Origin of the sequence: Nocardia sp. SYP-A9097, assembly GCF_009649815.1 — a bacterium.
Classification (GTDB): Bacteria; Actinomycetota; Actinomycetes; order Mycobacteriales; family Mycobacteriaceae; genus Nocardia.
Genome location: NZ_WJIC01000002.1, coordinates 393,877 through 411,475, shown reverse-complemented (window position 1 = coordinate 411,475; position 17,599 = coordinate 393,877). Strand labels below are relative to the sequence as shown.

The window sequence follows — 17,599 nt, the reverse complement described above, 5'->3', positions numbered from 1 at the left end:
CTGCTCGGCGGTGGCTTACGCCTCCAGGGCTACTGCCGCTTCCGCCGTGTAGACCAGGAAGGTCAGGGACTCCTGGAAGTAGAGCTGGACGGATTCGGCGTCGTGCGAGAGGTAGCCGATGGAGGTGTCCTGGCCGATCCGCAGGTCGAAGTCGCCGCCTCGGGTGGAGAGTACGAATGCGCCGTCTATGGCTGGGGCCCAGATGATTTCGCCGTCGATGAGGCGTTCGATATGGGTGCGGATCGGGTGGCCGTGGTCGGAGGTTTCGCTAACCGCGGTGTACATGTCGGCGGAGAGCAGGACCGAGTACGGGCCGTCCACGCCGGCCAGGCGCAGCTTGCTCAGCGCCTGGGTGACGGCCTCCGGAACCAGGCGCGGATCGCCGGGCAGTTTGACCGGTTCGCAGGAGGTACTGGCGCGAATGCCGACGATTCCGGCGGCCGGATACCCCTCGAACAGCGCCCGATCCTCGGCGAAGGCGATCTTCTTGGCCGCCTCCTTCACCGCGTCCAGATCGGTGTCCTTGGCCCCGCGCTCCACATTGTCGAGCTCATCGCGGGACAGGCTGAACGGCACCCGCAACTCCACCAGCGGCACCACCACCCGCTGGCGCGCCTGCACGCCGTCACCGGGCGAGGTGATGGCGGCGGTGCGACCCACGCCCACCGCGGAGTAGTCGGCCCCGTGCGGTCCGGAGACATCGACCACGCGGCGACCGGCGATGTGCCGCTTGAAGGTTCGGGTCGCCTCCTGCTCGATCGCCGTCCAGGCGGCGGAGGTGATCGGCGCGAGTTCCCGGTGGAGGTTGTTCATGCCTGACTCCTTTTCAACGTGCCGATTCCGAGGGAACCATCGTGGGAGACAACACCATTGGTTGCCGAAGATTCCCGGGCCGCCGCCGGTGCGGGTGCTTCCGGCAGCGCGTCGAAGAACCCCGCGGGCGGGGCGAAGAACAAGGTGCCGGTGACGGCTGTGGAGAAATCCAGAATCCGGTCGTACGCGGCCTCGGCGGTGCCCAGGAACATGCGCTGCAGCATGGTCTCGGTGACCGAAGGCGTGGCCGAGTAGGCGATGTAATAGGTGCCGAACTCGCCGTCCTGCACGCTGCCGAACGGCATATTGGCACGCATGATGGTGCCGACATCGTCCTGATCATTCACGGCCACATGCGAATTCGCGGGCTTGTCGGTGTCGGAGAGCTCATAGTCGTCGAGCTTGGTGCGCCCGATCACCCGTTCCTGCTCCTGCGTCGAGAGCGCCTTCCAATCGCCGAGATTGTGCAGGTACTTCTGCACGATCACGTAACTGCCACCGGCGAATTCGGCATCCGCGTCGCCGACCAGGGCGCTCGAAACCGCGAGCGGTCCCTCGGGATTCTCTGTGCCGTCGACGAATCCGAGCAGATCACGCTGTTCGAAGTACCGGAAACCCACGGTCTGATCGACAATCGTGCCCGCCCCGGCCAGCCGGTCGCCGATGACCATCGCCAATTCGAAACAGGCGTCCTGGTTTTCGGCCTTGATGTGGAAGAGCAGATCGCCCGGGGTGGCGGGGGCCTGATGCCGCTCGCCCCGGTACCCCGGAAACTCGTGCAGCTCAGCCGGTTTCGCCCCCGCGAAGAGACGATCCCAGGCATCGGAGCCGATGCTCGTATTACAGGTCAATCCCGCACCGGGCACCCGGAAGCCGATGGCTCGGCGTAATCCGGGCAGGTCCGCGAGCAGGTCGCGTATCAATGCCTCACCACCCTCGTCGACGGTGGCGACGAGGAAAATCGCGGCGGGAGTCAGCGGGTCGAGAATCGGCTGCGGCTCACCCATGCGGTCCAGCCTAGAACGTGCACCGATCGAACCGAACGGCCGGTAGCCCCGTGTCTGCTATTTCGCCACGGTGAGCAGGAAAGCCACATCATCGATGGCCTTCACACTGTGCCGCGCGTCCGGGATCACCAGCAGATCGCCGGCCGAACCCTTCCATTCATTGGCGCCGCTGATCAGCGCCAGCACGCCACTGAGCACCAGCATGGTGGCCTCGCCCGGATTCTCGTGCTCGGCCAGGGACTGCCCGGCGGTCATGGCGATCACCGTCTGACGCAGGCTGTGCGCGTGACCGCCGTAGATGGTGAGCGAACTACGTCCGCTCGAGGCGGTCGCCGCCAGCTTCAGCTGCTGGCGCGCGACCGCGGTCAGCGACTTCTTGTCCATGGACTGCCTTTCGCCGGAGTATCCGTGAGTATGCCGGACTACTTACTGGGCGACTGGCAGATTGGGCCGTTCGTGCACAGGAATTACCGGAGTGGAATGTTCGCGTTATCCCCGATTACCGCACAACGCGGCGATAACGCCGGAACCGGAAACGCAGGCCCGACGCGGACTCTCGCCACGCATCCTCGCCCGCGGTCCACTCCGCGCCGATCGGAGCGGCATAGCAATCGCCGGTGACCTCGGAGTCCACCTCGGTGACCATCAGCTCGGTCGCGAATGGCATTGCGGCGCGGTAGATTTCGCCACCGCCCGCGACCCAGACCGTCCCGGTTCCGCTCAGCTCGAGGGCGTGCTCGAGCGAGCTCGCCCGTTCGGCGCCCTCGGCGGACCAGTCCGCCTGCCGGGTCACGACGATATTGCGCCGACCCTCCAGCGGCCGGAAGCGTGCGGGCAGCGAATCCCAGGTGCGCCGTCCCATCACCACGGGATGGCCCCAGGTGACTTCCTTGAAGTGCGCCATATCCTCGGGCACGCGCCACGGAATGGCATTGTCCAAACCGATCACCCCGCCCGGGGTCTGGGCCCAGATCAGCCCGATGGTTCTCACGCTGTCTCCAATTAGGTGTGCGCGGGGCCCCTGCGTGGTTACGCGGGCTGCCTCCTCCGGGGCCTGACCGCTCACACCGCCACCGCGGCCTTGATCGCCGGATGATGCCGGTAATCCTGGATTTCCACATCCTCGTACGCGTAATCGAACAGGGTCGGTGCGGGCCGCAGATTCAACTTCGGGAACGGGTACGGCTCGCGCGTCAACTGCTCGCGCACCTGCGTCACATGATTGTCGTAGATGTGCACATCGCCGCCGGTCCAGATGAAATCGCCGGGCAGTAGCTCGGTCTGCTGCGCCACCATATGTGTCAGCAGTGCGTAACTCGCGATATTGAACGGCACACCCAGGAACAGGTCCGCGCTGCGCTGATACAGCTGGCAGGAGAGTTTGCCGTCCGCCACATAGAACTGGAAGAAGGCATGACACGGCGCGAGCGCCATCCGATCCAATTCGGCCACATTCCACGCCGACACGATCATCCGCCGCGAATCCGGATCGGTGCGCAGCGTCTGCAGCACCTGCGCGATCTGATCGATATGGGTACCGTCGGGTGTCGGCCAGGACCGCCACTGCGCGCCGTAGACCGGACCCAGATCGCCATTGGCGTCGGCCCATTCGTCCCAGATGCTGACCCCGTGCTCCTGCAGCCACTTCACATTCGAATCGCCGCGCAGGAACCACAGCAATTCGTAGACGATGGACTTGAGATGCACCTTCTTGGTGGTGATCAGCGGAAACCCTTGCGACAGGTCATAACGCAGCTGATGTCCGAAGATGCTGCGGGTACCGGTACCCGTGCGATCCGCCTTCGGGGTGCCCGACTCCAGCACCAGCCTCAGCAGATCCTCGTATTGAGTGTCGTGCGGGGCCGTGCTCTGGGGGTCTCGAGAGGCGGTATCCACGCCTCGCAAGCTTACGCACCCGCCTGCCATGTGCTGTGACGCCCTTCCGGCCTGGCATGCTTTGGCGCTGTGCGCAAGCTCTATGTGATCGGAATCGGTGCCGGTGATCCGGACCAGGTGACGGTGCAGGCCGTCAAGGCCATGCGCCGGACGGACGTGTTCTTCGTGATCGGCAAAGGGGCCGAGAAACAGGAGCTCGTCGACGTCCGCGCGACCATCCTGGCCGAGCACGCGGAGCAACCGCACCGGGTCGTCGAGGTGCTCGATCCGCCGCGCGATCGGACCGTGCCCGGCACCGGAGCCGACGCCGCCTACCGGGGTGTCGTGCAGGACTGGCATGAGGCGCGCGCCGAACTGCTGGAGGCGGCGTTCGCGGAAACCGAAGGCGTGGGCGCGATTCTGGTGTGGGGCGATCCCGCGCTGTACGACAGCACCCTGCGCGTGGTCGAACGCGTGCTCGACCGCGGGCGCGTCGGCTTCGACTACGAGGTGATCCCGGGCATCACCAGCGTGCAGGCGCTCGCCGCCGCGCACCGCATGGTGCTGCACGAGATCGGCGAGCCGGTGCACATCACCACCGGACGGCGATTGCGCGAAGAGGGTTTGGCCGCAGGGCAATCCACGCTGGTCATGCTGGACGGCGACTGCTCGTTCACGCAGGTGCCCGGTGATGACATTTACATCTGGTGGGGCGCGTACCTGGGCATGCCCGACGAGGCCATTATCGAAGGCCCACTCCGCGTCGTGGAGTCCCGCATCACCCGCCGCCGCGCCGCACTGCGCGAAGCCAAGGGCTGGATCATGGACATCTACCTGCTGCGCCCCGGCCTCTGATCGGTATCAGACCTGGTGCGTGGGGGTCGCGGTGGTCATGCCGCCGTCTATCAGTAGGTCCTGGGCGTTGATGTAGGCCGCTTCGGCGGAGGCCAGGAATGCGACGGCCCCGGCGACTTCCTCGGCGCTGCCCACCCGGGCGGCGAGCGTGGAAGCGGCTGCGGCAGCCTGGATTTCGGGGGAAGCCTCGGCATGGAAGGCCGGGGTCGAGGTGTAACCCGGGCTGACGGAGTTGACCCGGATACCGCGCGGGGCGAGCTCCGCCGCGAGGGTCCGGGCCAGATTGTGTACCGCCGCTTTGGTCGCCGAGTAGAGCGCCGCGCCCGGACTGCCCCGATGCAGGGCGAAGGAGGCGTTGATCACGATCGCGCTGTTGTCGGTGAGCAGCGGCAGCGCCTTCTGAATGGTGAAGAACACGCTCTTGAAGTTGATGTCCAGTACCCGGTGATACTCGGTCTCGGTGACATCGGTGAAGGCTTGGAACGCACCGATTCCGGCATTCGCGAAGACCACATCGAGCCGTCCGAAGCGCTGCTCGACGGCCGCGACCAATGCGTCCAGATCCTCGATTTTCGCGGCATCACCCGCCACCGCCAGCACCCGATCCCCGCCGTCCAATTCCTTGACGGCCGCATCGAGTCGCGCCCGGTCGCGGCCGGTGATGACCACCTGCGCGCCCTCGTCCAGCAGCCGTCGCGCGGTGGCCAGACCCATTCCACTGCTTCCACCGGTGATGAGTGCGATCTTGCAGTCGAATCGGGAACCGTTGTCCGGCATGGCCTTACCTCCTATGTTGAATTGTTCAAAGACTTACGTACAGTTCGACTGTTTGTCAACAGTGCAGCTATCCTGGGGTCATGTTCACGGCACATCCCGAGCGGGACCAGATCCAGCTGGCGAATGTGCTTGCCGCCGTAGGCAACCCACTCCGCCTGCAAATCCTGCGAGCCCTCGGCGACGGCGGTGAACACACCTGCGGCTCGATCGTCCAGGGCGTACCCAAATCCAACCTCACCCACCACTACCGAGTCCTCCGCGACGCCGGCCTCATCTGGCAGCGCCCCAGCGGCCGCGAAACCTTCCAATCCCTGCGCCGCGAAGACCTCGACGCCCGCTACCCCGGCCTCCTCGACACCCTCCTCGACGCCGCCCGCCGGGATGTCACCGACTGAAATCGGTGCGTCGTGGCTGGTCGCGGTTGTCGGGGGTGGTCGGTAGGCTGCGGGGGTGCCTGAATTGCCGGAGATTGTGGCGCTCGAGCAGTTTTTGAGCGCGCATGCGGTCGGGGCGGTTGTGGGGCGGGTTGATGTGGCGGCGCTGAGTGTGCTGAAGACCTTCGATCCGCCGGTGACCGCTCTCTCCGGGCGGGATGTCACGGGGGCGGGGCATTGGGGCAAGCATCTCGGATTGGATTGCGACGGACTGTGGTTGATCACGCATCTGTCGCGGGCCGGGTGGTTGCGGTGGATCGATGATCCGTCGGGGACGCCACCCAAGCCGGGGAAGGGGCCGCTGGCCTTGCGGGTGCACTTCTTCACCGCCGAGGGGGATACGCCCGCATTCGATCTGACCGAGGCGGGGACCAAGAAGCGGCTGGCGGTGTGGGTGGTGCCGGATCCGAAGCTGGTGCCGAGTATCGCGCGGCTCGGGCCGGACGCGATGGTGGTGGGGGAGCCGGAATTCGCGGAGATATTGAAAGGCACCACGCAGCGAATCAAGAACGCGCTCACCGATCAGACGCTGATCGCCGGCATCGGCAATGCCTACTCGGACGAGATTCTGCATACCGCCAAGCTCTCGCCGTTCGCGAATTCTTCCACCCTGGACGGGGAACAGGTGGCGCGGTTGTACGCCACCATGCGCGAGATCCTCGCCGATGCCATCGCGCGCTCGGTCGGGCAGGACGCGGCTCGGCTCAAGGGGGAGAAGCGATCCGGGATGCAAGTGCACGGGCGCACCGGGCTGCCGTGCCCGGTATGCGGGGATACCGTGCGCGAAGTCGCTTACGCGGACAAGTCTTTTCAGTACTGTGCGACCTGTCAGACCGGCGGCAAGATCCTCGCCGACCGCCGGATGTCACGGCTGCTCAAATAATTTCACCGGGACGCCGTCGGGTACGCGCGGCTACACCAGCGCGGGTGGGTGAACTCCCTGCCACGCAAGACGTTTCGCCTGATCCGGATCATTCTCCACCCGTGACGGGTAGTCGATGATCATGGTCGCACGCCGCTCCTCGGTATAGGCGGGCCAATTCGGCAGCGGTTCCCCGGATCGGGCGAAGGCGAGCCAATTGTCTTGGAACTGACGGGAAACCGCACGGAAACCACGCTGCCCGCCCGCCACCGTGAGGGCTCGGCCGACGGGGGTGGTGGTCACACCGAAGACCGGGATCAGATCCAGCGCGTGGGTCGCACCGAATCCCGCGAGATGCACTGCGCGCGGGGCGAAGTCGTAACGGTAGGCGTAGGTCGGCGCGAACCGGCTATGCCCCTCCATAACCGCGACCGAGGGCCGCCAGAAGGTGAAATCGCCGCCCATGCGGACCGCGACCTTGCGCTCGGGGAAGCCGGGATACGCTGCGGTGACCCGGGATTCGGCATCGCCACCGACCTGCCTCAGCACCGAGCGCATGCGGTCGGGCGTGGTCGGCAGCGTGTCGTCGAAGCGCGCGAACAGCGCACCCTCATCCCGATTGGTGCCGATAATGAGCGGAACACCATGCGCGCTGCCGTTCGCGAAGGCCGCCACGATTGGTTGCGGCAGGAAATCGCCGTCGATCACCGGTGCGGCGGGGAACAGGCCGGGCTGACTGTGCATAACGTCATTGACCGCGCGATCCACCGCACGGCGAATGTCATTGGGGCGCGCGGTGAGTAGCGCCTGCGCGGCATCCCCGGTACCCGCGCCCAGCTTCTCCAGGCAGCGGCGCGCGAACAGCTTGGCATCGGCCTGTGACGGTCCCCAATCCGCGGGCGGGCTCTGCGAAATACCCCGATGGAACAGTCCCGCCGCAGTGGGCGTGGCCATGAGCGCGAGCACCGCGTGCGCACCCGCCGACTCACCGAAAATAGTCACATTGTCCGGGTCGCCGCCGAACGCGGCGATATCGCGCCGCACCCACTCCAGTGCCGCCACCTGATCGCGCAAACCCAGATTCGTATCGAATTGGTGTGCGGGCGTGGAGTATTCGCTGAAATCGACATAGCCGAACGCGCCCAGCCGATAGTTCATCGACACCATGATCACATCGCCGCGCAACGCCAGCTGCGCACCCGAATACAGCCCCAGCGCGGAGGTACCGATGAAGTACCCGCCACCGTGAATGAACACCATCACCGGCCGCGGTTTCGATGCCGGTGCGTTGGGCACGGTGATATTGAGCGTCAGACAGTCCTCACCCGTCGGCTGCAGCCGGCGCGGTCCGAGCTGCGCACCCCGCCGGTGTTGCATTGCGGCGAAACCGAATTCGGTCGCGTCACGCACCCCACTCCACGGCTGCACCGGCTGCGGGGCCCGGAATCGGAGCTCGCCCACCGGGGGCGCGGCAAAAGGAATGGACCGCCAGCGTGAGACGCGGCGGCCCTGGGAACCACGGACGACCCCGTCCGCGGTCAGGATGTCTTTCGTTGCCACCATCAACCGATGGTAGCCCGCGATAGCCAATGACCAGTAGTTTGGGTATTTATTCCCTTGTGGCACAACATCATTGGAGGAATTATCGGGAACTCGCGGGAAGGGCTCGGAACCCCTCGGAATTGCGATTCCAACCTCAAAATGACACTCGAAACTGGAGGTCGGTTCCCAGTTCTTCCTGGCGAGAGCCCCTGCCGAGCTATGGCAGGACAAGCGGGAAAATGCCTGCTCATGGCTGTGTAAAGACTTCTCGCGGATAGTCGCTACGTCCGGTAGGTGTCTCGAAACGCTTCTCGGACCGTCGCAGCGTCTGCCGCATCCCGGTGTTCGATACCGGACACCACCTCCGACACGCGCCAGTAGTTCGAGGGGACCAGACGCCTGGACTCCACGGCTGCCAGGGCAACGTTCGCAGCTTCGTCGGGCTTGTTTGCCGCTACCAGCGCCAGCCCCAAGTCCAAGTTTGCCGACGCGATCCGGCGTGGCCGGACCGATGCGGCCCTTGCAAGGTCAGCGAGCACATGTCGCGCGTAGGACTCGGCTGCCGGATCGCCGAGCCAGGCCAGCGTGGTGGCTACGTAGGCATCCGACTTTGCCGGGTCGTACCGGAAGTGGTGCTCGGGCCGGTCGGGGATGCTGAGCCCGGACACGAGCCTGGCCACTCGCTGTAGCGCACCGTAGGTGCCCTTGGTGTCTCCGAGACGTGCCAGTGCGCGGCCCTCTTGTGCGGTGGCTTGGATGAACGCCGAACTATCTTCCGGAGCAAGAGATTGCGCGGTGCGGGACAACTCCGCAGCAGTCTTGAACTCGCCAGCGGTCAGCTGCTGCCACGCCCGGGTTTCCAGGCACCATGCGGCGATCTCACGGTGTCCCGCTTCGTTGGCGAGGTCCCATGCCAGGTGACCGCGTGCAGCTGCGGCAGGCAACTCGCCAAAGTCGATATGGCAAGTGCTCGCCAGCAGTTCCAGCCAGCCAACCGTGACGAGCAGGCGGCGGTGCTGGGTCAGGGTCTTGCGGCTGTCCATCAAGCGTCCGGCGTAGCCGAGGTGCTGGCGAATTCGTACAAGCAACTCGCCAGGCGGAGTGGTCGGGTAGTCCGCCGCAAGGTCGTCCGCGGCCAGTTCCAGTCGCTCCAGGGTGTCCCCGCTGATATCGGATGCGGCGACTCGTTGGGTCCATTCAGCCGCTGCTCGTTCGCCATCGGAAGGTTCAACGAACAACGTGGAGCCAACTCCCAGCGCGTCGGCATAGGCGCTGACGTGCTCAGGCCGGATTTGCCGCTGCCCGTTCTCCAACATCCCGAGTAACGGCTTGCTGTAGTGCGTACGCGTAGCCATAGCGGACAAGCTGAGCCCGGCCGCCTCCCGGGCAGCTCGCAGCTGAGCACCCATGATCGCGGAGTTCAGTTCTCCGTGGTTTGCCACAAAGCCACTGTATGCGCGCCCTGCCCCCGGTTGTAGACGCTTGTGGACAGCAAGGCGCTTACCGGCCGAAAAACACACGCCTAGCGTTTGTTTCAGCCCCGTCGCCGGGTAGACAACGTGCCCCGTGATGTCCCCGGCGACGGGTGCGTACCAACCTGACGGCGGAAGGGGCGGACCATGGACATACCCGCACGACGCGATGACGAAGACACTCGAAAACTGGCGCTGGCCCCAGAAGACGGCGTGCGCTTCCTGCATCACCAGGACGGGACATGGGGCCTTGTCGGCGACGACGGGTGGGAGGTCTCTGCGGAAGACCTGGACGCGAACGTCCGGGCGGCAATCGCAGCCGTGAGGTTCGACCTCATCGACGTGGAGCCAATCTCGGTGCGGGACAACGAAATTTGATGAAGGACATGTGGATATTGCTCGGATGGGTAGTAGTCGTCGGCCTTCCCCTAGTTTGTGATCCTGGCTGTGATCTTCTGGCCCGAGCGCGTCCCGAAGGAGCGCACGGTTGAAGCGATTCGACAGAGAATCGAGGACGAAGGGCGCGCCTGAGCCTCGGAACCGGACTCGCTAGCAGGGCGATTTCTGACCTCCGATAAACGTCGGATTACCGGAGGCTGGCGCTGCACCCGCACGCGCTGCGCGATGGATCTCGGCGACATTCCTGGGTCTTCGGCTGACTCGCGTAGGCGTCACGTGACAGGGGCGAGGGGATGCGAGGAGTAGGTCATCGAGGAAGGAGGATTTCAGTGAGTTCATCGCAACCAAGTCCGCCCGGAAGCACAGAGTCGTTGGCTACCAAGTTGGACCGGCTCGCTGATGCGCTATGCAACGGCCGCGCCGCGCTTCGGGAGCAGGGCGTCTATGTCGAGGTGTTTGCCAATGGTCAGGTCCGCGCTGTCGTTATCGACGATGATGCTGCGGTGCTGGGGTCTCGGCTCGGTCCGGTGATCACGGATTTGATCAACAGGGCCCGCGAGCAAGCACAGTGGCAGGTTGAAGAGCAGGTGCGTGACGCCGCACCGGCCGACCCGCCGCTTGGCTCGGCGGCAAGTTAATCTACGCCCGACTGCTCCGCGAACAGGGAAGCAGCCTCGGCGGAATCACGAGCAGGATCGGCATCGTGAAGCCATCGCCGCACCGCTACCTGGCGCCCCGCGAAGGAAGGAACGGCAGTGAAATCGGCCCTTCATCGGGGTCATCGATGGTCGGTTCGGTCGCGCCTGGACGCTTCGCGTGACGGCGTCGGGCGGGGTTCGGATTCTTCTTGCGTGTTGCGTGTTTGGGAGTCGGGGTCGATCTTGTCGGCGCGTTCGAACTCCTGCTTCAGCTCGTCGCGGGAGGTGACTGCTTCACTGCGGTGAGCCGCTGCTTGTTCTTGCAGGCCCGCCGCCTGCGCTGCCCTGATATCGGCCTCGGCCTGAGCTGCTCGGGCTTTGGCCGCGGTCTCGTTGGCGAGCGCTTCACGCTGGCCGACCTCGTGGGATTGCTCGGTTGCCTTCTCGCGGATGTCCGCGGCTTCGACGCGGCGGTGTTCCTTACGTTTGTTCAAGACCAGCCAGGTGAGCGCGGCGACGATCAGAATTGCCGCAATCACGACAACAGCGATGACGACGATCGTGGTGGTGGTCATGTCGGCTCCTCAATCTTGGTTGAGCGTGGTCCATGTGGTTGACACCGGTGTCGGGAGGCGGTCGAGCAGCTGGTCGGTGGTCGAGACCCGCGCGTAGCCGGCGAGCGCGCTTTCGCCGCCGACTGGATCGAGCAACATCGCCGTCGAGGACGAGCGTGTGGGTTCGGTCGACCACGGGCATTGATGTTGTCAGCCGCTGGGTTGGGGCACATGGCAGTTGGTCACCTTGGGATTGACCCCGGCATAGTTCAGTGGTCCTGCGAGCACGGTCACCGCGATGGTCCCGAGACCCGCGCAGTTCTGTTCGGCGTGGGTGATGTATCCGCGTTGCCCGGCGGCGATCGCGCCGATGATCAGCCATACCAGCACCAGTAGTGTCAGCCAGCGCATTACTGGCCTCCTGAAGTCGATGAATGAATAAGGATCGGGCGTCAGTAGTAGTGGCGTCGCCCGCCGACGGCGCGGCCCATCGACCCCAACAGCAGCAACACGAGACCGATGATGAGGACAACGATCCCGATGGTCCACAGGATCTGGATACCGAATAGGAACCCGACGATAAGTAGGATGACTCCGAGAATGATCATGGTCGTTACCTGGTTTCGGTGGCGAAGTGACAGGCTGTGCGGGTGGGCCACACCAGCGGTTGCGTGTGGCGTCAGTGCTTGAAGGCGTCCTTCATCTTTGCCCCGGCCTGCTTGGTGTTGCCCTTGGCCTGATCGATACGACCCTCGGTCCGCAGGCGAGCGTTGCCGGTGCCCCGGCCAACCAGTTTCTTGGCGACGCCCTTGGCGGCTTCGGCCTTGTGTGCGATCTTCTTACCGATGCTCATGGGGTGGTCCCTTTCGCGTGTGCTGTCGTCGCGGACGCGGCGAACATCTATCGCAGGTGGCGTCAGCCGCGCCCGACGTGTGGTTTGCCGATGGCGTGGTGGTCCCTCGATCGGTTGCCGAATCCGAAAAAGTGGAATCGGTCGCGACGCGCAGCACCGTCGGCTCCGGTATCTCGGGACCTCGCGTGCCATCGAGACCGGGGGATGCAGTGGTGCGCCGCCGTTGCTCGTCGAGGTGGGGCTGCCGGTCAGCGAGGTCGTCGCGGTCCCGGCTCACCGCGGCGGTCTCGTGGCGCGACTGCTCGAGTTCGCTGCGCGCGGTGCGGCCGAGGCGGGCGGTGCGCCGGGCGCCAGCCAACAGCAGGCTCATTCCGGCCAGTCCGGCCGCGCCGACCACGGTTCCGTAGAGAAATAACAGGCCGGTCGAGCCGGTCACGTGGTAGCCGAACACGGCGAAATTATCGGTCAACACATGGTTGACACCCCCGTTGGCCAGCACCCCTGCAAGCCCGACCATGACGGCGGCGACCAGAACGACAAGCCCGATGATGACGATCACTGTGCTACCCACCAGATCCACGCTGTAGTGCTCACTCAACCACCGCGCACCCACTGTGTCAACAGTGTAGAGCTACACTTTATGGCCGCCCGATTTGCGTCGACGTCAACGCCAACTCAGCACCGAAGCAGGGATGCACCGAGCACCACGAATGGTTCGTCTGGTCGAACCTTCGGGATACCGTCGCGACATTCGTAGCAGATCAGACCGGCGATGACGAACGTGTGAGCGCGCAGTTGGGTCATGCGGAGGGTAACGGGTCGATCGCTCAGCGTCACTACATCAATCCGAACGGGCGGAGGCATGTAGCGGTCGACAACGTAGAGGCGCTCGAACTGCTCGACCCCTGCAATCCTGGAACAAAGCTGGAATCTGTTGCCTCAGCGGCTTAGTCACTGAGGCTCTGACCAGTAATGAATATGGTGTCCTGGCCACCATCAACCGATGGTAGCGGGATGGGCGGGCGGATCGTTCGATAAATCCGGCCGCCCTCGGCGGGGAACTACTGCAGATAACCCTCGACCTGGCGGGCGGAGGACGACTGCGCCTCCTCCGGATTGCGGCCCTGATCGAGGCGGGCGCGACGCTGCCGGAGCAGGTCCCAGCACCGGTCGAGGGCGACCTCGAGCTCGGCGAGCTGACGGCGTTCCGCCTCCGGATCGATCTCGCCCTGCGTGCTCCGCGTGCGCAATTCGTGCTCACGGTCTACCAGGGTTTTGATGCGCGCGAGGATGTCCTGTTCGCTCATGCGCTCCACTGTACGACCCGTGCCAAGGCATCCCCCGCCGAGCGCACCGCGACCGGTAACTCCGCCCGGGACAGGGCCGCATAACCGAGCGCTATCCCGAAGGTGTGTCGAGGACCGCGGGTATGGCGGCCCAGACCGTCCAGATACACCCCGGTCGCGGCCGCCGCGGCGATGGCGGCCTCCTCCTGCGCGGCCGAGGACAGCGGCACCACCAGATGCGAGCCCGCGTCATCACCGCGCACCGTGAGGCCGCGCCGCTGCAACTCCTCGACCACGAGGGCGCGGCGCAGCGGCATCTCCCGGCGCAGGCGGCGCAGGTGCCGGGCCAGATCACCATTGCGGGCCAGCTCGGCCACCACCTGCTGACCGGCCGGGGCCGGGCCGGTACCGGTGAGCTCGCGATACGCCAGCACCGCATCGGTTACGGCCGGGGCGGCCACCAGCCAGCCCACGCCGAGGGTGGGCGAGAGGATCTTGCTGGTGGTGCCCAGGTGTACGACCAGCTCCGGGGCGAGCGCGGCGAGCAGTGGCAAAGGGGCGGTGTCATAACGCAATTCGCCGTCGTAGTCGTCTTCGATAATGAGCGCGCCGGTGCGGCGGGCGAATTCGATCAGCTCGATACGACGCGCCGCGGGCATCCGCGCACCGAGCGGAAACTGGTGTGCGGGAGTGCAATACACCATTTTGGTATCGAGGGGCAGTTGGTCGACCCGCAGGCCGTCGGCATCCACCGGGACCGGTACCAGGCGCACGCCCGCGGCCTGGAATGCTCCTGCGGCCCTGGAGTATCCGGGATCCTCGATGGCGGCCACATCGCCGGGCCGCAGCAGCGCGGCCGCGAGTTCACCTACCGCCGTACTGGTTCCGGCCGTCGACAGCACCACACTGCCGCTGCCCGCGGCCAGCCCGCGATGTCGCAGGAGGTGTTCCGCCACCGCCTCCCGATAATCGGGCTCACCCGCGCGTTCCTTGCGCACCAACGGATTTCGATCCGCTACGGCTCGCCAAGCGCGCCGCCAGGCGGCGCGATCGATCACCTCGATACATGGCGCACCCGCACCCAGATCGAGCAGTCCGACCAGGAGATCGGCTCGACGGGCAGGCGCCGTTTGCTCCGCCACCGGCTCCGGCGAGGCCGTCAGATAGGTCCCGGACCCGTGTCGCCCACTCAACCATCCCTCGGCATGCAACTGGTCATAGGCCGCGGTGACCACGGTCCGGCTCACCCCGAGCCGTACCGCCAACTCCCGCGAGGAGGGCAATCTGTCTCCGCCCCGCAGCACCCCGGTGGTCGCGGCGCCGCGTAAACCATCCGCGATCTGTACCGCGAGCGGCGCGCTCGAGGCCCGGTCGATCACCAGCGGCAGGTCGTCCACCACCACCGCACAGTTTTTGCCGCCGGCTGTCACCGAAGTGGCCTCCCCTCGATCCGGAATTCTGGCCACTACAGCCTGCCACTCATACCGGCCGGGATCGGTCAGCGGAGGGTGGTGATTTCCGGGTCGGTGCCGGGGTGGTCGAGCGCGGTATTCGAGTCATTGCGCAGGAACTTGTCGAAGAGCGCGGACACATAGGTGTGCGTCAGATCGGCGGCCCGTGCCGCGGGGATCGGACCGAAGTACGTCTTGGCGGCGGGGCGCACGGCATCGGGCACCAGAGTCGGCATATCGGTGTAGTCGTAGTGCGCCGAATTGCTCATGGTGAGTTGGCGTTTCCAGCCGGTGCCGTGCTGCCAGAAGGCATCCAGGGAAGGATTCGCGTCGCCCACCTCCTCGATCTGCCGGCTGGTCATGACGAGCACCGGGCGATCCACACCCTCGGTGGCGGCTTGGCCGAAATCCTCGTCCACCCCGATCTGCCCGTCGAGATCGACCGCGGCGCTGATGCGCCGGTCATCGTGCATCGCCTCCACGGCGGCGTACCCGCCGGACGAGTGGCCGACGATCCCGATCCGATCCGGATCCAGTGCCCCCGCGAGACCGGTTGGTAGCCAGCGGTTCTCGGCATCGGGATCGGTACCGGCCGCCAGCCTGGTGAGCGAATCGACGACGAATCGGATATCGAGCAGTCGGGCCGCGATGTACTTCTTGCGGACCGAAGGTACGAAACCCTCCGGCATGGGCGCGGCCGATGTGATGCGCCCACCGGGGAATTCCACCGCCGGACCCTCGTAGGTGTGATCCATTGTGACGACCACATATCCGCGACTGGCGAGATCCTCGGCGAGGCCGGTGCCCAGCAATCGGGATACCCCGGCACCGGGGGTGTAGAGGACCACCGGAAAGCGGCCGTCGCGCAGTGCCGGTGCGTCGGTGTACGAATTGGTCAGCAGCCCAGGCAGTTCGATTCCCAGCCGGCGCTGAATATCGGGTACCAACTCCGTGGATACATAGTGCGCGCGGGGAAACCGCTCGGTGGCCATGGCCGGATAGAACACCGACACCATGAGCTCGCGCGGGCGATCCGGCTGGAAGGGATCGGGGCGACCCTGGTCGACCAGGTGCAGAGTCGTTGTGCCGACCTGGAATTGGCCGCTCGGCCGCGGCAGCACCGTCACGCCCACTGGCGCGGCGGCGGAGACGGCTGTACCCGTGGTCAATAGTGCGGCCGTGGTGAGTGCGGCCGCCGCGATTCTGCCGATCAACGATCCCCCAGTAATACCTGAATCACATTATTTTGCAGCGTTTTACGGCCGCGGAGGTCACCTTAGCGTGTGATGTGACGGCTGTCAGCCGGAGCGGGGCAGTGCGCTCGCGACCAGTGCCCACACTCCGAAAGCTACGGCGGCGCTTTGTATTGCGCCGACGAGCAGGTGGCGGACGGCGTCGTAGAGGCTGATATCGACGACCGGATCGGTGCTCGCCAGGAGCGCGCCCGCCGCCGCGACCAGCGCGATTCCGGTCAGCACCCAGTTGCGTTGTGCGGCTGTCGGTCCGGGCTGCGCGCGGTGGTACCAGCGGGCACTGAACCAGGCGAGGACCAGTAGGCCACCAATGGAGGAGAGGTAGCCGATCACGTTGTACACGCGATGCGGTCCCACCACCGGCTCGCGCATCAACTCCCAGTGCTGCACCACCGGGCCGTCGGTGTGGGTGAACGCATCCCATGCCAGATGGGTCGGAATGCCGACCGTGATTGCCGCGACTGCTCGCCACCAAGTGGTGCGGGGTGGTGTCGCCGCTTTGCCGAGCAGGCCGAGGATCGGCCTGTGGATAACCCATCCGAGCGCGAGCAGGGCCACTCCGAGCGCCAGATCGACCGGCAGTCCGAGTAGCGAATGCGTCAGCTCGCCGTCGACACCTACCGGCAGAAAGTACGGCACATCCGGTGCGATACTGCCCGCGACCAGGCCGGGAAGCCATAGTTTGCGGGCCAGCGGCAGCACCGCCGCCGGATGCGCGAGTGTGAACGGCACGAAATCTCCCCCGGCCAAGTGGTCCTTCGATATTGCGGCAGATTGGCTATTCAGCAATGCCACTGCGCGCGCAATGCTGGTCATATGACCGAGCCAGCGACCCGGACCCCATTGTCACCCACCCCGCGCAGTGCGCTCACCCGCTCGAAGGAGCGCGGAGCCACCGACCGCGTCGAGTTGGACGCGGTACTCGACGCCGGACTCCTGTGCCACCTGGGCGTCATCCTCGGCGGCAGCCCGGTCGTAATTCCCACCACCTACGGCCGCGAGGGCGACACCCTGTACCTGCACGGCTCCACCGGCGCGGGCAACCTACGCGCCGCCATGACCGGCGACGTCTCGGTAGCGGTCACTCACCTGGACGGCATCGTCTACGCCCGCTCGGCCATGCACTTCTCCATGAACTACCGCTCGGCCGTAATCCACGCCCGCCCAATGGAACTCACCGATCCGGACGAACGCATGCGCGCCCTGCGCGTCATAGTCGAACACGTAGCCCCCGGCTCCTGGGACACCGTCCGCCCACCCAGCAAAAAGGAAATGGCCGCCACCACGGTCCTGGCCCTCGACCTGACCGAAGCCTCGGTCAAACTGCGCACCGGCGGCCCCCGCGACGACGAATCCGACATCACCACCGGCGGCACCTGGGCCGGCGTTCTTCCCCTCCGTCAGATCTGGGACACCCCCATCTCCTCCACCGACCTGGAACCGGGAATCGAAGTCCCACAACATGTTCGAGCCAGGACCTGGTCTGGTCACCTTGATGAAGGTCACCCATCCCGATAATCGTTGATCC

At 65.6% G+C, this 17,599-nt stretch carries 23 protein-coding genes; 6 read left to right on the top strand and 17 right to left on the bottom strand.

Features of this window, described 5'->3' with window-relative positions:
- Positions 1-15 precede the first annotated feature (15 nt).
- The 5 genes from GFY24_RS05650 to GFY24_RS05630 form a co-directional block, all read right to left on the bottom strand.
- Entirely contained in the window at positions 16-813 is a 798-nt protein-coding gene (locus GFY24_RS05650) for a family 1 encapsulin nanocompartment shell protein (RefSeq protein ID WP_153803881.1), read from the bottom strand.
- The gene (locus tag GFY24_RS05645; protein ID WP_153803880.1) at positions 810-1,820 is read right to left on the bottom strand and encodes a Dyp-type peroxidase; all 1,011 of its coding nucleotides are present in this window, start codon (positions 1,818-1,820) and stop codon (positions 810-812) included. The genes GFY24_RS05650 and GFY24_RS05645 overlap by 4 nt, the downstream gene beginning before the upstream one ends.
- A 57-nt stretch (positions 1,821-1,877) precedes the next feature.
- On the bottom strand, positions 1,878-2,204 hold the full coding sequence (locus GFY24_RS05640) for a cupin domain-containing protein (RefSeq protein WP_153803879.1): 327 nt from the start codon (positions 2,202-2,204) through the stop codon (positions 1,878-1,880).
- A 115-nt stretch (positions 2,205-2,319) separates the two neighbouring features.
- A complete protein-coding gene (locus GFY24_RS05635) occupies positions 2,320-2,811 on the bottom strand; it encodes a dihydrofolate reductase (RefSeq protein WP_309230498.1) in 492 nt (163 codons plus the stop codon).
- A gap of 71 nt (positions 2,812-2,882) precedes the next feature.
- A complete protein-coding gene (locus GFY24_RS05630) occupies positions 2,883-3,716 on the bottom strand; it encodes a thymidylate synthase (protein WP_309230497.1) in 834 nt (277 codons plus the stop codon).
- A gap of 69 nt (positions 3,717-3,785) precedes the next feature.
- Between GFY24_RS05630 and cobF the strand changes: the two genes are divergently transcribed.
- Positions 3,786-4,550: a precorrin-6A synthase (deacetylating) gene (gene cobF / locus GFY24_RS05625; RefSeq protein ID WP_309230496.1), complete on the top strand. Its 765-nt coding sequence runs from the start codon at positions 3,786-3,788 to the stop codon at positions 4,548-4,550.
- A 6-nt stretch (positions 4,551-4,556) separates the two neighbouring features.
- On the opposite strand, the gene GFY24_RS05620 is transcribed toward cobF, so the two are convergent.
- Positions 4,557-5,327 (bottom strand): SDR family NAD(P)-dependent oxidoreductase, encoded by a 771-nt coding sequence (locus GFY24_RS05620; RefSeq protein WP_153803876.1) that lies wholly within the window; start codon positions 5,325-5,327, stop codon positions 4,557-4,559.
- A gap of 80 nt (positions 5,328-5,407) precedes the next feature.
- Here GFY24_RS05620 and GFY24_RS05615 point away from each other — a divergent pair, with 80 nt between their 5' ends.
- Together GFY24_RS05615 and GFY24_RS05610 are read left to right on the top strand one after the other, a co-directional pair.
- Positions 5,408-5,722 carry a helix-turn-helix transcriptional regulator gene (locus GFY24_RS05615; RefSeq protein WP_153803875.1) on the top strand — a complete coding sequence of 105 codons (315 nt, stop codon included), beginning with the start codon at positions 5,408-5,410 and terminating at the stop codon, positions 5,720-5,722.
- 55 nt (positions 5,723-5,777) lie between these two features.
- Positions 5,778-6,644 carry a DNA-formamidopyrimidine glycosylase family protein gene (locus tag GFY24_RS05610; protein ID WP_309230495.1) on the top strand — a complete coding sequence of 289 codons (867 nt, stop codon included), beginning with the start codon at positions 5,778-5,780 and terminating at the stop codon, positions 6,642-6,644.
- A gap of 30 nt (positions 6,645-6,674) precedes the next feature.
- Here GFY24_RS05610 and GFY24_RS05605 read toward each other — a convergent pair whose 3' ends face one another.
- Together GFY24_RS05605 and GFY24_RS05600 are read right to left on the bottom strand one after the other, a co-directional pair.
- Entirely contained in the window at positions 6,675-8,186 is a 1,512-nt protein-coding gene (locus GFY24_RS05605; protein WP_153803874.1) for a carboxylesterase/lipase family protein, read from the bottom strand.
- 260 nt (positions 8,187-8,446) lie between these two features.
- Positions 8,447-9,607 (bottom strand): helix-turn-helix transcriptional regulator, encoded by a 1,161-nt coding sequence (locus tag GFY24_RS05600; RefSeq protein WP_309230494.1) that lies wholly within the window; start codon positions 9,605-9,607, stop codon positions 8,447-8,449.
- 177 nt (positions 9,608-9,784) lie between these two features.
- Here GFY24_RS05600 and GFY24_RS05595 point away from each other — a divergent pair, with 177 nt between their 5' ends.
- Positions 9,785-10,015, top strand: coding sequence for a hypothetical protein (locus GFY24_RS05595; protein ID WP_153803873.1), 231 nt, complete (start codon positions 9,785-9,787; stop codon positions 10,013-10,015).
- A 392-nt stretch (positions 10,016-10,407) separates the two neighbouring features.
- Positions 10,408-10,674 (top strand): hypothetical protein, encoded by a 267-nt coding sequence (locus tag GFY24_RS05590; RefSeq protein ID WP_153803872.1) that lies wholly within the window; start codon positions 10,408-10,410, stop codon positions 10,672-10,674.
- A gap of 140 nt (positions 10,675-10,814) precedes the next feature.
- Here the strand turns inward: GFY24_RS05590 and GFY24_RS05585 are convergent, their stop codons facing one another.
- The 9 genes from GFY24_RS05585 to GFY24_RS05550 all read right to left on the bottom strand — a co-directional run bounded on the left by GFY24_RS05585 (position 10,815) and on the right by GFY24_RS05550 (position 16,803).
- Entirely contained in the window at positions 10,815-11,249 is a 435-nt protein-coding gene (locus GFY24_RS05585; protein ID WP_228566011.1) for a hypothetical protein, read from the bottom strand.
- 189 nt (positions 11,250-11,438) lie between these two features.
- A complete protein-coding gene (locus tag GFY24_RS05580) occupies positions 11,439-11,639 on the bottom strand; it encodes a hypothetical protein (RefSeq protein WP_153803871.1) in 201 nt (66 codons plus the stop codon).
- A 41-nt stretch (positions 11,640-11,680) separates the two neighbouring features.
- Positions 11,681-11,836: a DUF6131 family protein gene (locus GFY24_RS41005; RefSeq protein ID WP_194852755.1), complete on the bottom strand. Its 156-nt coding sequence runs from the start codon at positions 11,834-11,836 to the stop codon at positions 11,681-11,683.
- Between the two features lie 71 nt (positions 11,837-11,907).
- Positions 11,908-12,081: a CsbD family protein gene (locus tag GFY24_RS05575; RefSeq protein WP_153803870.1), complete on the bottom strand. Its 174-nt coding sequence runs from the start codon at positions 12,079-12,081 to the stop codon at positions 11,908-11,910.
- Positions 12,068-12,679, bottom strand: coding sequence for a hypothetical protein (locus tag GFY24_RS41000; protein ID WP_194852754.1), 612 nt, complete (start codon positions 12,677-12,679; stop codon positions 12,068-12,070). Before GFY24_RS41000 ends, GFY24_RS05575 begins: the two co-directional genes overlap by 14 nt.
- 463 nt (positions 12,680-13,142) lie before the next feature.
- Positions 13,143-13,388: a DUF2630 family protein gene (locus GFY24_RS05565; RefSeq protein ID WP_153803869.1), complete on the bottom strand. Its 246-nt coding sequence runs from the start codon at positions 13,386-13,388 to the stop codon at positions 13,143-13,145.
- Positions 13,385-14,770, bottom strand: coding sequence for a PLP-dependent aminotransferase family protein (locus tag GFY24_RS05560; protein ID WP_309230493.1), 1,386 nt, complete (start codon positions 14,768-14,770; stop codon positions 13,385-13,387). The genes GFY24_RS05565 and GFY24_RS05560 overlap by 4 nt, the downstream gene beginning before the upstream one ends.
- Positions 14,771-14,865: 95 nt before the next feature.
- Positions 14,866-16,032 (bottom strand): hypothetical protein, encoded by a 1,167-nt coding sequence (locus tag GFY24_RS05555; RefSeq protein WP_153803868.1) that lies wholly within the window; start codon positions 16,030-16,032, stop codon positions 14,866-14,868.
- Positions 16,033-16,116: 84 nt separating this feature from the next.
- Positions 16,117-16,803: a DUF4184 family protein gene (locus GFY24_RS05550; RefSeq protein ID WP_194852753.1), complete on the bottom strand. Its 687-nt coding sequence runs from the start codon at positions 16,801-16,803 to the stop codon at positions 16,117-16,119.
- Between the two features lie 84 nt (positions 16,804-16,887).
- Here GFY24_RS05550 and GFY24_RS05545 point away from each other — a divergent pair, with 84 nt between their 5' ends.
- Positions 16,888-17,589 (top strand): pyridoxamine 5'-phosphate oxidase family protein, encoded by a 702-nt coding sequence (locus GFY24_RS05545; protein ID WP_153803866.1) that lies wholly within the window; start codon positions 16,888-16,890, stop codon positions 17,587-17,589.
- Positions 17,590-17,599 lie beyond the last annotated feature (10 nt).